Here is a 19780-nt window from a genome sequence, read left to right as displayed (position 1 = left end):
GCTTCGACTGCGCTCAGCACAGGTTCGGTTTATTCGGTTCGTAAACTTTTAACAGGGCTGGCAATGGCCACTTTCAAGGTTTGATAACTGATCGTTAACAATGTGATAACCATAATGGACAATATGGCAAGGGCAAAAACCCACCAATGTATCTCAGTTCTATAGGTATATTCCTGAAGCCATTGCTCCATAAAATACCATGCGATAGGAGTTGCAAATACTCCAGCAATTAATATTAGTTTAAAGAAATCTGCCGAGAACAAGGCCAAAATATTCCCTACATTACCACCCAACACCTTTCGAATCCCTATTTCTTTGGTGCGTTGACCAACAAAGAATAGGATCAGGCCATATAGGCCCAAACAACCGATAAAAATGGCGAGGCCAGAGAACACTTTTGAAAGTGAAAGATAGCGTTGTTCGGTCTCATATTGTTCGGCCACCCGCTCATCTAGAAAGCGATATTCGTAAATATAATCTGAAAAGGTTTCAGACCATATGTCCTTAATTTGACCTAGAGTGGAAGATGCATTTTGAGTGTTGATTTTTACAGCTATCTCATCATACCAATCAGGATTTTGGGCTAAAAATATGGGGCTTATATCCTCCGTGAAATCATTATCATGAAAATCTTCAATTACCCCAACAATGGTTGCATTTATATACCCCCCATTGGCTTCAAATTTTTTTCCGATAAGCTCTTCGGGAGTGAGTACCCCAAGTTTTTTCCCGAATTTTTCGTTGACAACCACTTCGGTAATGGAATCATTTTCAAAAAAATTCCTGCCTGCTACCAGGGGTATATCGAAAACATTGAGGTAATTGATGTCGCCCAATTTTGCCAAGATTCCAAATTCTTCATATTCGGGACGATTGTGGTATTTTACGCCAGTGCCCCAGGTATTTTCAGAACCTCCAGGGCTACTTAAACAGGCCGAAACCTTCTCAACACCTGTGAGCTGATTAAACCTTCCCTTTAGGCTTTTAAGTTGTACGGCGTCCATATCCGTAGGAATATTGAGCATTACAATGGATTCGGTTTCAAAACCAAGATCCGAATTCACCGCATAATCTATCTGTTTGGAAATGATCAAGGAAGAGGCAATAAGGATAATGGATATGGTAAACTGGGCTATGACCAACACTTTTCGTGTTGTTGTTCCACCGGTGTCCCTATGGGTAAGTTTTCCTTTTAGAGCCAATACGGGAACTATGCGTGACATTAAGATTCCTGGATAGCTGCCGGACAAAAGGGAAACCATAATCAACACCAAGGTCAGAAATCCAAAAAATCGAATATTGTATAGTTGTTTTATGGACAGGTCTAAATCAAATAAGTTGTTAAACGAGGGAAGAAATAAAACCGCCAGGATAACTCCAAGCCCAATGGCAAAAAGACTTATGACCAATGTTTCTGTCAAAAATTGCCAAAACAGATGTGATCTAAAGCTTCCAAGTACTTTGCGAACCCCAATTTCTTTAGATCGATAAAAAGCTTGAGCGGTTGAAATATTCACAAAATTGATACAGGCAATAAGGATTAGGAAAAGGCCTATCAGTCCAAAAATCCATAGAAGGGCGGGGTCAATTCCACCGTAATTTGGATTAAAGTGGACATCGGATAAGGGTTGAAGCTTATAAACATGTTTGTTTTTACTACTTGGACGATGCTTTTTTGGAAGCTCCAACAAGGCATGTTCAATATCTGCGATATTTTGGTTTGGATGTAGCAGCGCAAAGCATTCCAAACTAGAGGTCATTCCTGACCAGGTCTCCAATCCATCAAAAACATTAAGCCCTTCCAGTGTTTTGAAGGAAATAAAAATGCCTTCTTCAATCATGGAAGTATTTGGAATAGTTTTTAGAATACCGATGACCTCAATGGTTTCCGAATTGTCAAAAACAAAGGTTTTGCCCAGCGGATTTTGTTTGCCAAACAATTTTTCAGACATGTTCTGACTTATATAGGCCGTATTGGGCTCATCCAACGACCGTTCCGTCAAAGCCTCAGAGAGCGGAAAATTAAAAATGCTGAAAAAATCAGGTTCAGCAAAAACCACATCTTCTTTTACTTGAACAACATGGTTTTCAAATTCAATGTTCAACTGATTATCGCTCCAGGTTGTGATTTTTGCAACCTTTTCAGCGTAGTGATACTCTTCACGGAACACTTTTGTAAACGCTGGGGGCACAGTTGATTCAAAGTCGATGTAATCCCGGTGTTCTTCAGTGACCATCCTATAGATTCTATCAGAATTTGCATGGAAATTATCGAAAGAAAGATGATAGCTTAAGAACAAATAGATTAGAACGCTGCTCCCAAACCCAATGGCAAGGCCTAAAATATTTATGGCTGTAAATACTTTCCTTTTTAAAAGGTTTCGCCAAGCGATTCTGATATAGTTCTTGAACATGGTTTTGTTTTTTGATTGTGATTGATGAATAAACTCCTTTATACCATGGCGCCTATTTCCCTATTCTTGCTTTCTGTTACGATTTGACCATCGAATAGGTTCACAACCCTATGTGCATAGTGTGAATCCCGATCTGAGTGTGTTACCATTACGATGGTGGTTCCTTCTTGATTTAGTTCTGTAAGCAGATTCATGACCTCGATTCCGTTTTTGGAATCCAAATTACCGGTTGGCTCATCCGCAAGGATTAATTTTGGGTTGGTTACCACCGCTCTTGAAATGGCGACACGCTGTTGCTGTCCACCAGAAAGTTGCTGTGGAAAATGTTTTTCGCGATGCGCAATTTTCATTCGCTCCAAAACCGCAGTTACCTTACTTTTTCGTTCAGCTTTGCTCATTTTTAAATAGATCAAGGGCAATTCCACATTTTCGTAAACCGTTAGCTCGTCAATGAGGTTAAAACTTTGGAATACAAAACCCAGATTTCCTTTTCGCAATTGGGTGCGCTGGCTTTCTTTAAGTCCGCTTACCTCATGACCGGCAAATTGATAACTACCATCAGTTGGGTTGTCCAACATGCCAATAATATTGAGCAAGGTTGATTTCCCACATCCCGAAGGGCCCATAATGGCCACAAATTCACCCTCGGCAACGTTGAGGTTTACCCCGTTAAGGGCCAAGGTTTCTACTTCTTCTGTTCTAAAACTTTTTTTAAGCTGTTTTATCTGTATCATTTTCTGATTGTTATTCGTTTTGATTCATATTTTAAAGACACTCCGACCACACGTTCTGTGACAGTCTTTTTTATTTTAATACTATTCTTTCTGCGGTTCCAAAACTGTCATAATTACTTGTAATTACGGTTTCACCTGGTTGTAATCCGTCCAAGACTTCAAAAAATCTGGAGTTTTGCTTACCGATTCTGATGTTTCTCTTCAAAGCCTCATTACCATCAGTTCCAACAACAAAAACCCATTGCCCTCCTGTACTTTGAAAGAACCCTCCTTTTGGCAATAACAAAGCATCACTGGAAGCACCCAGTTGTAACCTGATATTATAACTCTGACCTGCTCTTATGGTCTCCGGTTTTTCACCCGTGAAAACCAAATCCACTTTAAATCTTCCACTGCGCACTTCAGGATAAACTTTACGTAAACGAAGCTGATATTCTTTATCATTTCGTTCCAGGGTTGCCGATAGGTCACGTTTTACACGATCAATGTAATGTTCATCTATTTCTGCTTCAATTTTAAAATCGGTCAATACATTGATTTGGCCAATACGTTCTCCTTGCGAAATGCTCTGCCCTATTTCGGCATCCAAAAAACCCAATTGGCCGTCAGCGGGCGCTCTTACATTTAAGTGATCCAAGCGTTCATAGACCATGGACAATGTTTTTTTCATGCGGGTCAGGTCCGTGTCAAGTCCAGCCAGAGAGGTTTTCCTCATTTCGTTGTCTTGTTCAGTCTGAAGCTTTACAATCTCATGTTGTTTTCTGGAAAGCTCATAATTTTCTTTGGACAGCAGGTATTCTTCCTTGGAAATAAGCTCTTCTTTAAATAAAGCTTCGTTCTGCTCGTAGTTTCGCTTTAGACGTTGTAGGTCATATTCGGCTGTGGCCAAAGATCTTCTCCCTTCAACTTGTCTAGAATCGAAAGTAAGTCTGGTGGAACGTAGATCATTTTGTTTTAGGGCGAGATTACTTTCACTTGCCAAAATCTGCTCATAAAGTCCCATGTTTTCCAATTTCAGGATGATGTCTCCTTTTTTGACCATGGTACCTTCCTCAATCAGTTTTTCGGAAACCCTTCCGCCTTCATAAGCATCCATATAAATGGTAGCAATGGGAGCGACGTTACCATTAATGGTAATGTAATCGTCAAATTTACCCTCTGTCACTTCAGCGATGGAAAGACGTTCTTTTTCCGTTCTATATGTGGAAATTGAGCTTGCGAAGATAAGCTTATAACCGGTGAACAAGACCAGCAAACCCACGACTATGTACCCGTAGTGTCTTGGTTTTAGTCCTTTCTTCTTTTCTAATTGTATATCCATTCTTTATTTTATTTTTTCATTTCCACGTAGATGGAAATTTCTTTTTAGTTGATGTTAAAAATGGGCAGTCCGTTGTAAAAATCGATAGTGCTTTTGTTCACTTTAAGCCTTAGGCCCACCTGTAAGTTTTCATTTTGTGCTACTCCGAACAAATTCTTGGCCTGGAAAAGGTCCAAGGCATTGATCAATCCTTTCTCGTATCTTTTTTGTGCGATGGCAAAGGCCAACTCTTGGGCCTGCACCTTTTTTTTGCTTTGCTCAAACTCATCTTCCAAGGCTCGATTGGTCTGCACCAGTTGTTGCAACAATTGAAACAGTTCCTGCTCTTGGATTTCAAGATTGTTCTTGGCCTGTAAGTAGGCAATTTTTTGCTGTTTTACCCGAGATCGATTAGACCAACCATTACTAATAGGAATACTAAGTTCCGCACCCACAAATTTTGAAGTGTTGTCTTTGAGTTGTGTTCTAAAGGGAATAAGATTTCCATCAGTGTCAACGTTGGTTTCAAAATAACTGGTTCCTATACCAGCAACTAATGAAAGAGAAGGGTATAGACCCCCCCGAATAGACTGCAACTGTTTTTTGGCTGCATTCACACGAAATTCCTGTGATTTTACAATTGGGACAAAACCTCGTGCTACATTATACAGGGAATCGACCTCAATTTCTTGATTGCTGATTTCCTCTGAGGCATCCAAACTTGGCTGCAGTGTAATATCACTTTCTTCATTCAGGTTCATTTCTTGAAGTAGAGTGAGTTTGGCAATGGCAAGCAGATTTTTATTTTGGGTCACCAAAAGTTTATCGCCCAATAAATTGGATTCCGCCTCGTACAAATCGGCTCCCGCCATCATTCCTAAATCCACTTGTCTTTTGACCAGATCATAATTAGATTGAGAGATTTCTTGCTGCTCCAGGGAATTGGCCACCAAGCCTTCGTAAAACTTAATGTCATAAAAAGCACTCATTACCCTAAAAGCCAACAAAAACTTTTCTTGCATGACTTCTTCCTGTGTGGCCTTGTAAATAAATTTGGAAGCCTTAATCGAGTTCAATTTTTGAAAACCCTGGAAGACATCCAGATTTGTTCCCAAGGAGTAGTTGTTTCTGAAAAACTCCGTGTTTACAAAATCGTTGGTATTTGGATCCTCAGACCTACCGAATTGAATTGTATAAGAGCTAAATCCATTAATATTGGGCAATAAATTTCTTACGGATTGTCTATACGTTTCTTTGCTGGAATCCTTAGTATACAAAGTACTTTTTACCTGAAGATTGTGTTCAATGGCGTAGGCAACGCACTCATCCAAAGTCCAAACTTTTTGTGAAAATCCACAAAGGGAAATCAAAAAAATAAGTGCGGTTATGTATATTTTAAATGTCATGGTCTTTTTACTGTGCCAAACTATTCACCATTCTTATGCCAAAGAGATAACATCCAGATAATCAGAACATTAAATTACTATTGAAGAATGTTACATCGAAATAGTGTAAAATTTTTGTACAAAAAATGTCCAATTATTTTACACTTGCAAATATTTAATGATTTCAATTTGTAGTTTTAACCATCTAAGTTTTTGAGCCTTATGACAGATGCCAAGATTTTGGTGGTAGACGATAACAAAAGTGTATTGAGTGCATTGGAGATTCTTTTGCAGTTTGAGTACAAAAGCGTTCAGACCCTTTTTAATCCAAATCAGATTTCTTCATTTCCCAATTTGGGTGAAATAGACATAGTGCTCTTAGATATGAATTTTTCCGCTGGCGTAAATACCGGAAATGAAGGGCTTTTTTGGCTGAACGAAATAAAAAAGAAATCCCCAAACACCTCTGTAATAATGATGACCGCCTACGGAGCGGTGGATCTAGCGGTTACAGCCCTAAAGAAAGGAGCTTCCGATTTTATTTTAAAACCATGGAATAACGAACGCTTGTTGACGACTGTAAAATCTGCTTACGAATACCGAAAGTCAAAACAGGAAATCCATAACCTCAAAAAGAAGGAGAGTCATTTAAAGCAAGTGATCAATGAAGACAAGAATTTTATCATTGGCAATTCCAAAGCACTGACTTCCGTGCTGAATCTTGCGAGAAAAGTGGCCAAAACCGATGTGAATGTTTTAATTACTGGTGAAAATGGCACAGGAAAAGAATTGATTGCAAGAGAATTGCATCGATTGTCTTCTCGAAAAGATGAAGTGTTTATTGGAGTGGATATGGGGTCCATAGCTGAGAACTTATTTGAAAGTGAACTCTTCGGACATATTAAGGGCTCCTTTACCGATGCCAAAGAAGATCGCGCCGGAAAGTTTGAGGCCGCTAACCAGGGCTCGTTGTTTTTGGATGAAATGGGCAACTTATCGCTACAAACACAGGCCAAGTTGTTGTCGGCCATCCAGAATAAATCTGTCACCCGGGTAGGGTCCAACAAGCTCATCAATGTCGACATCCGTTTAATTTGTGCCACCAATTGTAATTTAGAACAGATGGTCGTCGATGGACTTTTTAGGGAAGACCTTTTATATCGGATCAATACCATTCATATAGAAGTGCCACCTTTACGGGAACGGGAAGGAGATATTCTTATTCTCGCCGATTTTTTCCTAAAACGATTTGCCAACAAATATGACAAACAAGGTCTTCGCATCAACAATTTGGCACAGGAAAAGCTGATGGAATACCAATGGCCAGGTAATGTTCGTGAATTGCAACATACTATGGAGCGGGCGGTAATCCTTTCCGAAGGAAACGTATTAAAACCTTCCGATTTTTTGTTGCACAGCAAGCCTTCACAATCTTTTGAACACGGCCCTGCCACTTTGGATGAAATGGAACAGCAAATGATTTCCAAAGCACTGGACCAACACGATGGAAATTATAGTGCGGCGGCTGAGCAACTAGGTGTTTCAAGACAAACGCTATACAATAAACTGAAGAAAAGAAACAAATAATGGCAAGTAGAAATTTTTACTTTAAGGTAATTTTTCGGGTGCTTTTAATTGCCCTGACGGCATTGGTGCTTGCTTTTTCCATTGTTTGGAAGTGGTACTTCACCTTAGCTTTTTCTGTCTTTTTTCTTGGAGTACAGGTATACTATCTGATTAAATTCATAAATAGTACCAACCGCAAGATTGCCTATTTTTTTGATGCCATCCGCAATGAAGATTTTACATTACGGTTTCCAGAGAAAGTATCCATAGAATCCTTTAAAGAGCTTAATAAAAGTTTGAATCGGGTCAATGATTTGATTCAAGAGGTCCATTTACAATTACAAATAAAAGAACAATATTATCAGGAAATTTTAAAACAGGCCAGTATTGGCATCATGACCTTTAATGACAAAGGGCATATTCTTTTTGCCAACCCAACGCTTGAAAAATTACTCAACTATACCCCCTTGAACCATATAAAACAGTTGGCGCAAGTTGATGAGAAGCTGTATGAAGTCTTTAAAACGTTTCAACCTTTCGAACGGAAACTGTTTCAATTGACCAACGAAAGGGAACAAAATCAATTGGCGCTAAAATCCACACCGCTTATGTTGGATGGAAAATCATTGCTTTTGGTTGTGGTGCAAGATATTCACCAAGAATTGGATGAAAAAGAAACAGAATCATGGGTAAGATTGATACGTGTGCTCACACACGAAATCATGAACACGATAACGCCCATTGCTTCAATTTCGGACTCCATTATCAAATATTATCGCAATAATGGGGAGATAGTTCCTATGGAAAAGTTGGATGAAAGTCAGATAAAAAACACGTTGAAAGGATTGGAAGTTATCAAGGAACAGGGCGGGGATTTGATGGATTTTGTGCAATCGTACCGCAGCTTATTGAATGTTCCAGAGCCCAACCGAGCGATTATCGATGGCGCTGGATTGCTCGAAAAGATAGATGTGTTAATGTCGGCTCGTTTGGATACCAAAACCAAATTTTCCGTGCACTGTTCCCCGAAGAATCTCGAATTTTTTATTGATGAAAAACAGATAACCCAAGTGTTGATCAATTTGGGGAAAAATGCAATTCAATCTGTAAAAGAAATGAAAAAAGGGCAAGTGCATATGATTGCTGGCGTGGATAATGACGGCATGAAATATATTGAAGTACGGGATAACGGACCTGGAATTCCACCAGATTTGATGGACGAGATTTTTGTTCCTTTTTTCACGACAAAAAATGAAGGTACTGGGATTGGACTAAGTCTTTCCAAGCGGGTAATGCAAATGCACGGGGGCAATTTAAAAGTTCATTCCATACCCGACCGGGAAACTGTTTTTAGATTGACGTTCAATTAAACCAGTATGGAAACCGTATTCCAAATTAATTGAATTGCATTGTGATTGTCCCCTTGAGGGGACTTTAGGGGTGTTCAAAATCACTAAATTTTTTTCGAGTATAGTTAATGGACAATATCAAAGAACAACTTTTAAACTTCTGCTGGGAAAGCATTGAAGAAAAAGCAGCTCGCTTAAAAAAACGAAGCACTGAATTACAGGAATCCCTAGGGTCCGAAACCAAGAGCAGCGCTGGTGACAAACATGAAACGGGCAGGGCCATGGTACAATTGGAGCAGGAAAAACTGGGAAATCAGCTTATGGAATTGGACAAGACCAAAGCAATCCTCCAAAAAGTGGATGTGGCCAAAAACTCTTCAAAAATCATTTTGGGAAGCCTCGTAAAAACGTCGACCACCAATTATTTTATCGCTGTTTCCACCGGAATGTATGTAAAAGAAGGAGATACCGTTTTTTGTATTTCTCCCAGTGCACCTATAGCGCAATTATTGTTGGGAAAGGAGCAGGGAGACAGCATTGCTTTTAACGGCACAAAGATGGAGATTTTGGAGGTGTTGTAATTTGACGTCAGGTCGAGCGCAGTGGAGACCTATTTAATGTAGTTGTGAAGACTTCTCGATGCTCCTTCGACTTACCCTCAGGATGACATCTCAAAGTGACAAAATCAATCCCAATCCGGTTTTTTACGGCCGGCTTTCTTTTCGGCAGCTTTCTTTTTGGATTTTAACCGTTTCTCAATCGAAGATTTTGAAGGTTTGGTGGCTCTTCTCTTTTTAGGAACTTCCAAAGCCTTTTTCAGTAGCGAAAAAAAACGCTTAATTACGAGTTGCTTGTTTTTATGTTGGCTTCTCCCTTCGTCACACTGTAAAATAAAAAAGCCTTCTTTGTTGATTCGATTGCCGAGCTTCAGGAGAAGTCGCTGCTTTTCAATATTTGATAACCCTGTTGACAATTCCGGAGAAAAGGATAACTCCACCTTGGAGGATACTTTGTTTACATGTTGCCCTCCTGCACCGCTACTTCGTATAGCTTTAAATTTGAGTTCCCTAAGTATTTGTTCTTTGTTCAACCTGCAAACGGGCGTTTATGGTGTCCAAAGATACATTAAGGAAAACAGTGTCGCCCTTCTTAAGCTTTTTGGAAGTAACAAAGTACAACATGGTTTCATCTTCTGCAGTGGCTTCATTAAGATAATGACTTCCTTTAAAGAATGATGTTTTCACCAAAGCCTCCAAACCTGAACTGTCGGAAAGCTGAAATTCATGCGGATAAACCAGTATGGACCTGTTAATCGCGGCATAAGACTTCAATAACTTTATTGGAAGTTCATTAACCTCACCAAATAAGGATGCAGTGTAATAATTGGGTGGGTTTTTATACAATTTTTTGGTTTTAGCGTCTGCTATGATTCTACCATTTTCCAAAATAACGGTCCGGTCTGCATATGGCAAAACATCATTGGGGTCATGACTGGCGTTGAGTACCGTAATTCCTTTTTCCTTTAGATATTGAAATAGATTTCTCCGAAGGGAAGTCCTTTTAAAGTTATCAATATGTCCAAAAGGCTCGTCCAATAATAGAAGTTCGGGTTCTTCAGCCAACACTCGTGCCAAGGCAACACGTTGCTGTTGTCCGCCACTTAGGTTTTTAACCTTTGTTTTGGCATAATCCTGCAGTTCGATGAGTTTAAGTAACTCCTGAATACGTTGTTCGTGTGTTTCTCCCTCAAATACGGAAAGGTGTTGTCCAATATTTTCTTCAACGGTGGTGAATGGCATTAAATCAAAATCTTGGGAAAGATATTTCATATAGGATTCACCAGGAATCAAATTGAAATTAGGCCCTAGGATTTGTTTGTCTCCCCAAAAAATGGAACCACCTTCTATCTGCAGCAATCCATAGATGATTTTAAGCATTGTGCTTTTTCCTGAGCCGCTTTCGCCCATTAAGGCCACATGTTCTCCTTTTTCTACCTGAAAAGAAATATCCTCCAAGGTGATTTTGGAATCATAAGTGAAAAAATCGATATGAACTTTGAGCATAGTTATCAGGAAAGGGGTTTGTCAGTTCGAGTTGTCATCCTGAGCTTGTCGAAGGACGAGAACTATTTACATCTCGACTGCGCTCGATGTGACATTTTTGAATCTGTTGTTAATCCTTGAATTCTTTTAATACCGCTTGATTTGGAAGCTTGTCATATCCCATATTAAACAAAGTAAAACCGAAAATATCGGCATATTGTTCTATGGTTTTGCTGACAGGCGTACCAGCTCCATGTCCGGCATTGGTCTCAATACGAATTAAGGTCGGATTGTCCCCAGCTTGTTTCTCCTGAAGTTCCGCAGCGAACTTGAAACTATGTGCCGGAACCACCCGGTCATCATGATCTCCAGTAGTAACCAGGGTAGCGGGATAAGCTGTTCCAGTTTTAATGTTGTGCAATGGCGAATACCCTTTTAAATACTTGAACATGTCTTCACTTTCTTCGGAAGTTCCATAATCGTATGCCCATCCTGCCCCTGCGGTAAAGGTATGGTAGCGAAGCATATCCAATACGCCTACAGCTGGAAGAGCTACTTGCATTAAATCGGGACGTTGAGTCATAGTGGCGCCAACCAAAAGCCCTCCATTGGATCCTCCTCGAATGGCCAAATACTCCTTGGACGTATACTTGTTTTCAATCAAGAACTCAGCCGCGGCTATAAAGTCATCAAAAACATTTTGCTTTTGTTGTTTGGTACCGGCAACATGCCATTTTTTACCATATTCCCCCCCACCTCTTAGATTTGGAACGGCATAGACCCCTCCTTGTTCCATCCATACGGCATTTACAATGCTGAAGGAAGGCGTTAGGCTGATATTGAATCCACCATAACCATATAGGATGGTCGGATTTTTACCATTCAGTTCCAATCCTTTTTTATAGGTAATGATCATGGGAACCTTGGTGCCATCCTTCGAGCTATAAAAAACCTGTTTTGATTCGTAATCCTCCGGATTGAAATCAATCTCAGGCTTCCAATATTGATCATAGGCTCCGGTTTCAACATTATATTTGTATGAGGAACTTGGTGTATTGTAATTGGTGAAAGAAAAATAGAATTCCTTTTCCTCTTTTTTGCCACCAAAACCATTCGCACTTCCAACACCGGGGAGTTGAACTTCGCGCACCAAGTTGCCATCATAATCATATTGCAGAACCTTTGAAATGGCATCGACCATGTACTCGGCAAAAAAGTAACCTCCTCCAGTTCCAGTGGTAAGCACATGCTCTGTCTCTGGAATAAAATCTTCCCAATTGTCCGAAGTTGGATTGGACGCATCAGTGACCACAATTTTTTTGTTGGGGGCGTTCATATTGGTGACGAGCCAAAGTTTTGAATCCTCATTTTCAATGATCCATGTATCCGACTCCGTATGATCCAGAATAGTGACCAATGGGGCATTTTCTACTGACAAATCTTTTAGGAACAATTTGTTTCCTGAGGTTGAGGTTGATGCTGTTATGAACAAATACTTTTCATCTTCAGAAAGATATCCACCTACATAACGGTGTTTCTCCTCCGGAGTACCTCCAAAAATGACTTTATCCTCGGATTGAGGTGTTCCCAGTTTATGGTAGTATAATTTATGTTGGTCTGTTTTTGCCGAAAGCTCACTTCCTTCCGGTTTGTCATAGCTGGAATAGAAGAAACCTTCGTTGCCTTTCCAAGAAATTCCACTGAATTTGATGTCCACCAAGGTGTCTTCAACAACTTCGCGGGATTCTGCATTTATCACGATGCCCTTTCGCCAATCACTACCTCCTTCGGAGATAAGATAGGCCGCTTTGGAGCCGTCTTTGGTAAAACTCAATGACATTAAGGATGTGGTTCCATCCTCAGAAAAGGTATTGGGGTCTAAAAAGACCTCTTCTTCCCCGCCTTCTTTTTTTCTATAGACTACATATTGATTTTGTAAACCGTCATTTTTGTAGAAATAGGTATAGTCGCCCTCTTTGAACGGGGATCCTAACTTTTCGTAATTCCATAGTTTTTCCAGACGTTTTTTTAAATCTTCCCGAAAAGGAATTTGATCTAAGTAACCGAAGGTTACGGCATTTTGTTCTTTGACCCAGACCTCGGTTTCGGGGCTACGGTCATCTTCCAACCATCGATAGGGATCTTTGACTTCAGTTCCAAAATAGGTGTCGACCGTATCAACTTTTTGGGTAGTGGGATAATTCACGGAAATAGGCTCTCGTTTTGTTGTGGTTTCGCAGGCAGCCAGTACGGCTACAACAGCTATTAGACTTATTTTTCGCATTTTTTTCAGATTGATTCTGATAAAAATACCATAAATAAATATTTAGCAATGTTAAGAGCGACGAATGTTTTTATGAAACAGCTTCAGAAGCAGAAGACACCAAACTATTCTCTACCAAATACTCCGCAATTTGAACCGCATTGGTAGCCGCGCCTTTTCTAAGGTTATCGGAAACCACCCACATGTTTAAGGTGTTGGGTTGGGTTTCATCCCTTCGAATACGCCCAACGAAAACATCATCTTTATCATGCGCATAAATGGGCATCGGATAGGTATTGGTATCTGGATCATCTTGAACAGTAACCCCTGGAGTTTCACTCAATAGTTTTCGTACTTCGGCAAGATCAAAATCATTATGGAACTCTACATTTACCGATTCCGAGTGCCCGCCTGCGGTCGGGATTCGAACTGCGGTTGCCGAAACAGAAAAGGTCCGGTCGTTCAATATTTTTTGGGGCTCACGGGCCAATTTCATTTCTTCTTTGGTATAGCCGTTTTCCATAAACACATCGCAATGCGGTAATGCATTTCTTCCGATAGGATAGGGATAGGCCATTTCGCCTTCGACACCTGCAATTTCATTCTCTAATTGCTGAACGGCTTTTACCCCGGTACCTGAAACAGATTGGTAGGTGGAAACCACCACGCGCTTCATTTGATATTTCTTATGTAACGGGTCAAGGGCCATTACCATTTGTATGGTGGAGCAGTTTGGGTTGGCAATAATTTTGTCTTCCGGAGTCAATTCATGGGCGTTGATTTCTGGAACCACCAATTTTTTGGTAGGATCCATTCGCCAAGCCGATGAGTTATCTATCACCGTTGTTCCCACTTCGGCAAACTTCGGCGCCCATTCTAAAGATGTTCCACCTCCTGCTGAAAAGATAGCAATATCTGGTTGTGCAGCAACTGCATCGGATAAACCAATAATGGTGTATACTTCACCCTTGTAGGTCAGCTTTTTACCGACGGAACGTTCCGAGGCAACCAACAACAACTCCGTTATTGGAAAATTGCGCTCCGCCAATACCTTCAACATTACTTCGCCAACCATTCCGGTGGCACCTACAACTGCTACTTTCATTTTAAATTTGTTTAATGAAGCGACAAAGTTAGGATAGAATAACTTTTAAGCAAGCATTTTAATACACAATAATCATAAAATAACAAAATGTTATAAATAAAACAAACCACCAAAATGTTAGCGAAACAAATTGGTGGTTTTAAAGGTTGGTTGCGATGTAGCGGTCGCCCTTAAGGGCAAACGATTTTTATTTCTTCAGGGCATCCCTGATTTCCGTCAACAATTCCTCTGTAGTTGGGCCTTTTGGAGCTTCAGGAGCTGGCTCTTCTTTCTTCTTCATTTTATTCACTCCTTTAACAATCATGAACATTACAAAGGCTACAATGATGAAATCGATAACATTGGTCAAGAATTCACCGTACATAACGGCTACTTCTCCAACCGTTTCCCCAGCGTCATTGGTTGTTCCTTGGGTAATGGTATATTTTAAATCTTTGAAATCCGCATTGAAAATGAGACCGATCAAGGGGGAAACAATTCCACCTGTAAAGGAGGCAACCACCTTATTGAAGGCAGCACCCATAACGAAACCTACAGCGATGTCCACGAGGTTCCCCTTCATTGCAAAATCTTTGAACTCTTTTATCATTTTGTATAGTTTAACTGGTTAATATGTTTACAATGTAAATAAAAAAAGGGTCTTTTTCAATCGGGAAACCTAAAAATCACTGACTTACCTCACGCTTTACCCGAGCAGAAATAGCGGTAAGAATTTCATAAGATATGGTATTGGCTGAGGCAGCAAACTCTTCTGCAGATTGATTCTCCCCAAAAACAAGTACTTCATCCCCTGCTGCGCAATCGATTCCCGTTACATCGATCATGATCATATCCATACAGACGTTCCCAATTATTGGGGCTTTTTTTCCATTGATGGACACATGGGTTTTTCCATTACCATACTGACGGCCAATTCCATCGGCGTGTCCTAGGGGAAGGGTGGCTGTAACTCGATATCCTTCGGATTTGTATGCCCGATTATAACCAACACTTTCTTGTGGCTCAATTTTATGCATTTGAGAAATGATGGTCTTCAGTGTCGCCACGGGTTTAAGTTCGGCATCAACCTTGGCATCATTTCCGTAACCATACAACCCAATTCCACAGCGAACCATTTCGAATTGTGCTTCAGGGTAATTTATGATTCCTGAAGTGTTCAACATATGCCGAAATGGAGCATAGCCCAATTTATGGTTGATATCTTTACTTATTTTATTGAAAGTTTCGATTTGGGTTTTGCTAAATTCTTTTTCATTGGCATCTTCGGATGCGGCCAAATGAGAGAAAATGGATAGTATTTTTAGTTCATTTCGCCCTTCTAATTGCTTTAAAATGTAGTCCACATCATTTTCCCAAAAACCAAGCCTGTTCAGCCCGGTATTGAATTTGATATGAACGGGATAATCTTTTTGTTTCTTACCTTCAGCAGCTTCTAAAAAACGCTTAAGCACGTGCGGGGAGTACAAGCTTGGCTCCAACTTATGTTCAATAAGCTCATCAAAGTTTACCGATTGGGGATGAAGGACTAAAATAGGTAGTGTTACTCCAGCATTCCGTAGCAAAACACCCTCTTTTACATAGGCAACGGCTAAATAATCCGCTCCCAGAGCTTCCATTTTTTTGGCGATGGCAACCATATCACTTCCGTAGGCGAAGGCTTTTACAACTGCCAAAAACTTAGTGTCTGAGGCTAATTTGGATTTTAAAAACCTGTAGTTGTGTTCTAAAGCGGTCAGGTTTATTTGCAGGGTAGTTTCACCAACCTTATCCATTGGCGGTCTTCTTTTTTGCTTTGACTTCTTCAACCTCCACATCCATCTGGCTTACTTTTTCCTTGAGCATGGCCTTGTAGAAAGCTGCTCTACTTAAAGGTTCATATTCCCCGGTTTCTCCAAGCAACACCAATTTGTCTTCGTTGGATTTTCGAAAACTATAGTTGGCCAAATTTCCTGTACGGGTGCAAACCGCGTGCACTTTGGTCACATATTCCGCTGTCGCCATCAATGCGGGCATCGGACCGAAAGGATTTCCCTTAAAATCCATATCGAGACCCGCGACCACGACTCTGACTCCCCTATTGGCTAGATCATTACAAACAGTTACAATTTCATCATCAAAAAATTGGGCTTCGTCAATCCCGACCACATCACAATCATCGGCCAATAACCTAATATTTGCTGCTGCTGGAACGGGTGTGGAACGAATTTCATTGGCATCGTGCGAAACCACCATTTCCTCATTATAGCGCGTATCCACAATAGGTTTGAAAATCTCAACCTTTTGTTTGGCAAATTGGGCACGTTTCAATCTGCGTATAAGTTCCTCGGTCTTTCCAGAGAACATGGAGCCGCAGATAACTTCTATCCATCCAAATTGTTCTTTAGGGTTTACCGTGTTTTCGAGAAACATAATGTACTTTTAAACGAAATTGTGTGGTTTTTTCGTTTTTATTAAGGGAAAGCACAAAACTACTAAAAAAATATGCCCCAATTTTAGAATAAAATTTAACCTTTTGTTCGTAGTGGGATATTTAAAATGATTTTATTTTTATAGTAAAGATTAAGACTGATGATAAGGAAATTAAGGGAAGAGCTGGTAAAATTATCCACGGATATCATAACCGCACGGGAAGATAAGGAGCTGATTGAATTGTATGATAAAGCGAAGGGGATTTATGAAAAGCTGGCCGTACTCAAATTTATAGATGAGAAGTTAAGTGATATTGAGGTCGATGTTTCCAAAAATGTGATAGCATCACGATTTGAAAAAATGGCCAACGCTGTTTTGAGCGGGAACATTGCCGTACCGGAGAGCAATCCCCATGAAGATGAGGACGACCTAATTACACCCGGAATGGACACCATAAAGGATATGGTTTCGGAAATGCCAACAGAGGCCGCTTTGGAGCAGGTTTTTACCGAGTTTGTTGCCAAACCCGAGACGATGAAAAATGAAAAAGAAATCCTTTCTCCTTCGGAAAATGCAAAACCAAAATCCTTAAACGACAGTTTTGTTCGAGACATTAAGGTTGGGCTCAACGATAAATTAGCATTTGTAAAGCATTTGTTTGATGATAATATGGATGATTATACCAGAGTGCTTTCACAATTAAATACTATTGACACCGAAGAACGATCTATATCCTTCATTAACAATATGGTAAAGCCAGAATATAATAATTGGGAGGGCAAAGAGGATTACGAGTCTAGGTTGATGGCTTTGATTGAGCGAAGGTTCGCTTAAGCACTTTTCCATTTACTTTTTATATTTTTAGGAGCATTCATCCTAAAAATTCCAACATGAAAATCAAAAAAATTGCCTTTTGGGTGTCGACAGTTCTGTTGACAGCGTTAATGTGCTTTTCCGTTTACAATTACTTTATTAATCACGAAGCTATTGTCGGTTTCTTTGAGGCCATGGGCTATCCCACCTATATTATTTATCCTTTGGCCATAGCAAAACTACTGGGCTTGGCTGCCATTTGGGGTAATTTCTCAAAATGGCTAAAAGAATGGGCCTATGCTGGTTTTTTCTTCAACACCCTTCTCGCTTTTTTTGCACATTATATGATTGGTGATGGCAGTCAGGGAGGAGCCGCCATGGCACTTGTTTTTGTTTTGATCTCTTATTTTACAGGAAAGCAAGTAAGGCCGTAACTTTGGCCCATGGGAAAACTGTATTTGGTTCCAACGCCAATTGGAAATTTAGAGGATATCACCCTAAGGGCGATTAAAGTGCTGAAAGAAGTCGATTTGATCTTGGCGGAAGATACCCGCACCAGTGGAAAACTGCTCAAGCATTTTGATATTCCCACACCCCTGCAAAGCCACCATATGCACAATGAGCATAAACAGCTCGATGCCACTGTGCAAAAGTTGAAGGGCGGGGCTACTTTGGCCTTGATCTCCGATGCGGGAACCCCAGCGATTTCCGACCCCGGGTTTTTATTGACCCGTGCCTGTGTGCAAAATGGTATTGAGGTGGAATGTTTACCCGGCGCAACGGCCTTCGTGCCTGCTTTGGTAAACAGCGGACTCCCCAATGACCGATTTGTTTTTGAAGGCTTTCTTCCGGTTAAAAAAGGTCGACAGACAAGATTACAAATGTTGGCTGAAGAATCAAGAACCATGGTCTTTTACGAATCTCCTCATAAACTGATCAAGACCCTGACCCAATTTTCGGAATATTTTGGCGCAGACAGACCGGTCTCGGTATCTCGCGAATTGACCAAGATGTACGAGGAAACAGTTAGGGGGACTGTGGCTGAGGTCTTGGAGCATTTTACAGCAAAACCACCTAAAGGTGAGTTTGTTATTGTGGTGGGCGGAAAGGCTTGATAAATCTTTTATTATTTGTTGAATGTCAGGTCGAGCTGTCACCCTGAGCCTGTCGAAGGGCGAGACCGGTTAAAAATCAACTTTTCTTGACTTCTCGACTGCGCTCGAAGTGACTCTGTTTCATATATCGAGATTTGTTAGTAAGCTGCCATGTTTCCGACTAATTTTGGCAATAACCAAGAGCCAAAGTGGTAGAAAAACTACATCCGGAGCTAAACAAGGTGTACTTCATCAACAAGTATACCCTGTTTCATATTATTTCTGGTTCAGGGACCATTCAGGTTGATTTCAAAAATTATAATGATTGGCAAGACAAGGCCATTTATTTGGAAAAAGGGCAGTACATTAAATTCTTTTCTGATGATTTTGTGGTCAGAAAGATAGAATTCCCCAGCAAGACCATTTTTGAAAAGAAAGAAGTACGAGTACTCTTTAAACATTTGATTTCGTTGGGATATATCAACTTTAACGAATGCGAGGAGTGCAAAAGATATTTGTCCAACACCGTATTTTCTGAAAATACTTCCGAAATCATAGATATCTCCTCCAAGCAATGGTATTGGCAAAATCCTTTTCAGGCAAGCAAGCAAGAGTATCAGATTATTTTTGATGTTAAGGAGATTATCGATAGGGAATATTATGGAAACTTCAATAACAATGACCTCTCCGCTTTAATGTTGGAAAATGGGTATAATGCCCAAGCACTTGTTAAGGATAAAATTGGGCTATCGGTTAGAGCCTTGCTCTCTAACAAAAGATTGATGGAGAGCAAAAAGAAAATAGCATTTACAGACAAGAGCATTCAAGAGGTGTCCTATGAAACCGGGTATAAAGACCCAGCATATTTTAACCGGGTATTTAAAAATACCACAGGACAGACTCCCTCAGAATTCCGAAACGATTTCGATTATGAAAACAGGGACACCTTTGCCCAAAATCTTATCGAGCTATTAAAAACCCATCATGCGGAACAGCGAAACCTTGAGTTTTATGCTGACAAAATGAATCTCTCAGTAAAGGCCCTTTCCAAAAAAACCAGAGCAAAAATGAATGCATCTTTGGGTCAGTTGATTCGAAATGAATTGATTTCTACCTCAAAAAAAATGCTTGTCCAAGAAGCTTCTATCAAGGATGTTGCCTACAAACTTGGTTTTGAAGAGGCCAATCATTTTTCCCACTTCTTTAAAAATTACACAGGGGCTACTCCAACAGACTACAGAACCAAAAAGTACAATTCTTAGCGTCTTTTTTGTAGGTCATAACGGCCATTCCATGCTGAAATTTG

Annotated in this window: 18 protein-coding genes; 7 read left to right on the top strand and 11 right to left on the bottom strand. The window is 40.2% G+C overall.

The genetic code is table 11. From position 1 onward, the window contains the following. Nucleotides 1–29: 29 nt before the first annotated feature. From ACULLG_RS02635 to ACULLG_RS02620, 4 genes are all read right to left on the bottom strand, one after another. Nucleotides 30–2414 carry an ABC transporter permease gene (locus ACULLG_RS02635; RefSeq protein WP_452125216.1) on the bottom strand — a complete coding sequence of 795 codons (2385 nt, stop codon included), beginning with the start codon at nucleotides 2412–2414 and terminating at the stop codon, nucleotides 30–32. Between the two features lie 38 nt (nucleotides 2415–2452). Then, complete coding sequence (locus tag ACULLG_RS02630) at nucleotides 2453–3148, bottom strand: ABC transporter ATP-binding protein (protein ID WP_452125215.1); 696 nt, start codon at nucleotides 3146–3148, stop codon at nucleotides 2453–2455. Between the two features lie 70 nt (nucleotides 3149–3218). After that, nucleotides 3219–4469, bottom strand: a complete 1251-nt coding sequence (locus tag ACULLG_RS02625; protein ID WP_452125214.1) for an efflux RND transporter periplasmic adaptor subunit — start codon at nucleotides 4467–4469, stop codon at nucleotides 3219–3221. 44 nt (nucleotides 4470–4513) lie between these two features. Continuing rightward, complete coding sequence (locus ACULLG_RS02620) at nucleotides 4514–5854, bottom strand: TolC family protein (RefSeq protein WP_452125213.1); 1341 nt, start codon at nucleotides 5852–5854, stop codon at nucleotides 4514–4516. 201 nt (nucleotides 5855–6055) lie between these two features. Between ACULLG_RS02620 and ACULLG_RS02615 the strand changes: the two genes are divergently transcribed. The 3 genes from ACULLG_RS02615 (at nucleotide 6056) to ACULLG_RS02605 (ending at nucleotide 9329) form a co-directional block, all read left to right on the top strand. After that, on the top strand, nucleotides 6056–7420 hold the full coding sequence (locus tag ACULLG_RS02615) for a sigma-54-dependent transcriptional regulator (RefSeq protein WP_452125212.1): 1365 nt from the start codon (nucleotides 6056–6058) through the stop codon (nucleotides 7418–7420). Continuing rightward, the gene (locus tag ACULLG_RS02610) at nucleotides 7420–8769 is read left to right on the top strand and encodes a sensor histidine kinase (protein WP_452125211.1); all 1350 of its coding nucleotides are present in this window, start codon (nucleotides 7420–7422) and stop codon (nucleotides 8767–8769) included. The genes ACULLG_RS02615 and ACULLG_RS02610 overlap by 1 nt, the downstream gene beginning before the upstream one ends. Nucleotides 8770–8876: 107 nt before the next feature. Next, complete coding sequence (locus ACULLG_RS02605) at nucleotides 8877–9329, top strand: 3-oxoacyl-ACP synthase (RefSeq protein WP_452125210.1); 453 nt, start codon at nucleotides 8877–8879, stop codon at nucleotides 9327–9329. Nucleotides 9330–9433: 104 nt separating this feature from the next. Here the strand turns inward: ACULLG_RS02605 and arfB are convergent, their stop codons facing one another. The 7 genes from arfB to ACULLG_RS02570 form a co-directional block, all read right to left on the bottom strand. Next, entirely contained in the window at nucleotides 9434–9838 is a 405-nt protein-coding gene (gene arfB, locus ACULLG_RS02600; RefSeq protein ID WP_452125209.1) for an alternative ribosome rescue aminoacyl-tRNA hydrolase ArfB, read from the bottom strand. Then, nucleotides 9816–10811 (bottom strand): ABC transporter ATP-binding protein, encoded by a 996-nt coding sequence (locus ACULLG_RS02595; protein WP_452125208.1) that lies wholly within the window; start codon nucleotides 10809–10811, stop codon nucleotides 9816–9818. Before ACULLG_RS02595 ends, arfB begins: the two co-directional genes overlap by 23 nt. A 109-nt stretch (nucleotides 10812–10920) precedes the next feature. After that, entirely contained in the window at nucleotides 10921–13074 is a 2154-nt protein-coding gene (locus ACULLG_RS02590; protein ID WP_452125207.1) for a prolyl oligopeptidase family serine peptidase, read from the bottom strand. A 70-nt stretch (nucleotides 13075–13144) separates the two neighbouring features. After that, nucleotides 13145–14158, bottom strand: a complete 1014-nt coding sequence (locus ACULLG_RS02585; RefSeq protein ID WP_452125206.1) for an aspartate-semialdehyde dehydrogenase — start codon at nucleotides 14156–14158, stop codon at nucleotides 13145–13147. A 187-nt stretch (nucleotides 14159–14345) separates the two neighbouring features. Continuing rightward, nucleotides 14346–14747: a large-conductance mechanosensitive channel protein MscL gene (gene mscL / locus ACULLG_RS02580; protein ID WP_452125205.1), complete on the bottom strand. Its 402-nt coding sequence runs from the start codon at nucleotides 14745–14747 to the stop codon at nucleotides 14346–14348. 76 nt (nucleotides 14748–14823) lie between these two features. Then, nucleotides 14824–15930 (bottom strand): alanine racemase, encoded by a 1107-nt coding sequence (alr, locus tag ACULLG_RS02575; protein ID WP_452125204.1) that lies wholly within the window; start codon nucleotides 15928–15930, stop codon nucleotides 14824–14826. After that, entirely contained in the window at nucleotides 15923–16567 is a 645-nt protein-coding gene (locus ACULLG_RS02570; protein ID WP_452125203.1) for a thymidine kinase, read from the bottom strand. The genes alr and ACULLG_RS02570 overlap by 8 nt, the downstream gene beginning before the upstream one ends. A gap of 159 nt (nucleotides 16568–16726) precedes the next feature. Between ACULLG_RS02570 and ACULLG_RS02565 the strand changes: the two genes are divergently transcribed. The 4 genes from ACULLG_RS02565 to ACULLG_RS02550 all read left to right on the top strand — a co-directional run bounded on the left by ACULLG_RS02565 (nucleotide 16727) and on the right by ACULLG_RS02550 (nucleotide 19736). Next, on the top strand, nucleotides 16727–17401 hold the full coding sequence (locus ACULLG_RS02565) for a hypothetical protein (protein ID WP_452125202.1): 675 nt from the start codon (nucleotides 16727–16729) through the stop codon (nucleotides 17399–17401). A gap of 56 nt (nucleotides 17402–17457) precedes the next feature. Further along, entirely contained in the window at nucleotides 17458–17814 is a 357-nt protein-coding gene (locus ACULLG_RS02560; protein ID WP_452125201.1) for a DoxX family protein, read from the top strand. Between the two features lie 9 nt (nucleotides 17815–17823). Then, nucleotides 17824–18495 carry a 16S rRNA (cytidine(1402)-2'-O)-methyltransferase gene (gene rsmI / locus ACULLG_RS02555; protein ID WP_452125200.1) on the top strand — a complete coding sequence of 224 codons (672 nt, stop codon included), beginning with the start codon at nucleotides 17824–17826 and terminating at the stop codon, nucleotides 18493–18495. Nucleotides 18496–18683: 188 nt separating this feature from the next. Beyond that, on the top strand, nucleotides 18684–19736 hold the full coding sequence (locus tag ACULLG_RS02550; protein WP_452125199.1) for a helix-turn-helix domain-containing protein: 1053 nt from the start codon (nucleotides 18684–18686) through the stop codon (nucleotides 19734–19736). The last annotated feature ends 44 nt before the right edge of the window (nucleotides 19737–19780 follow it).

The organism is Flagellimonas sp. 2504JD1-5 (assembly GCF_053618295.1).
This window is presented reverse-complemented; position numbering and strand designations above follow the sequence as displayed.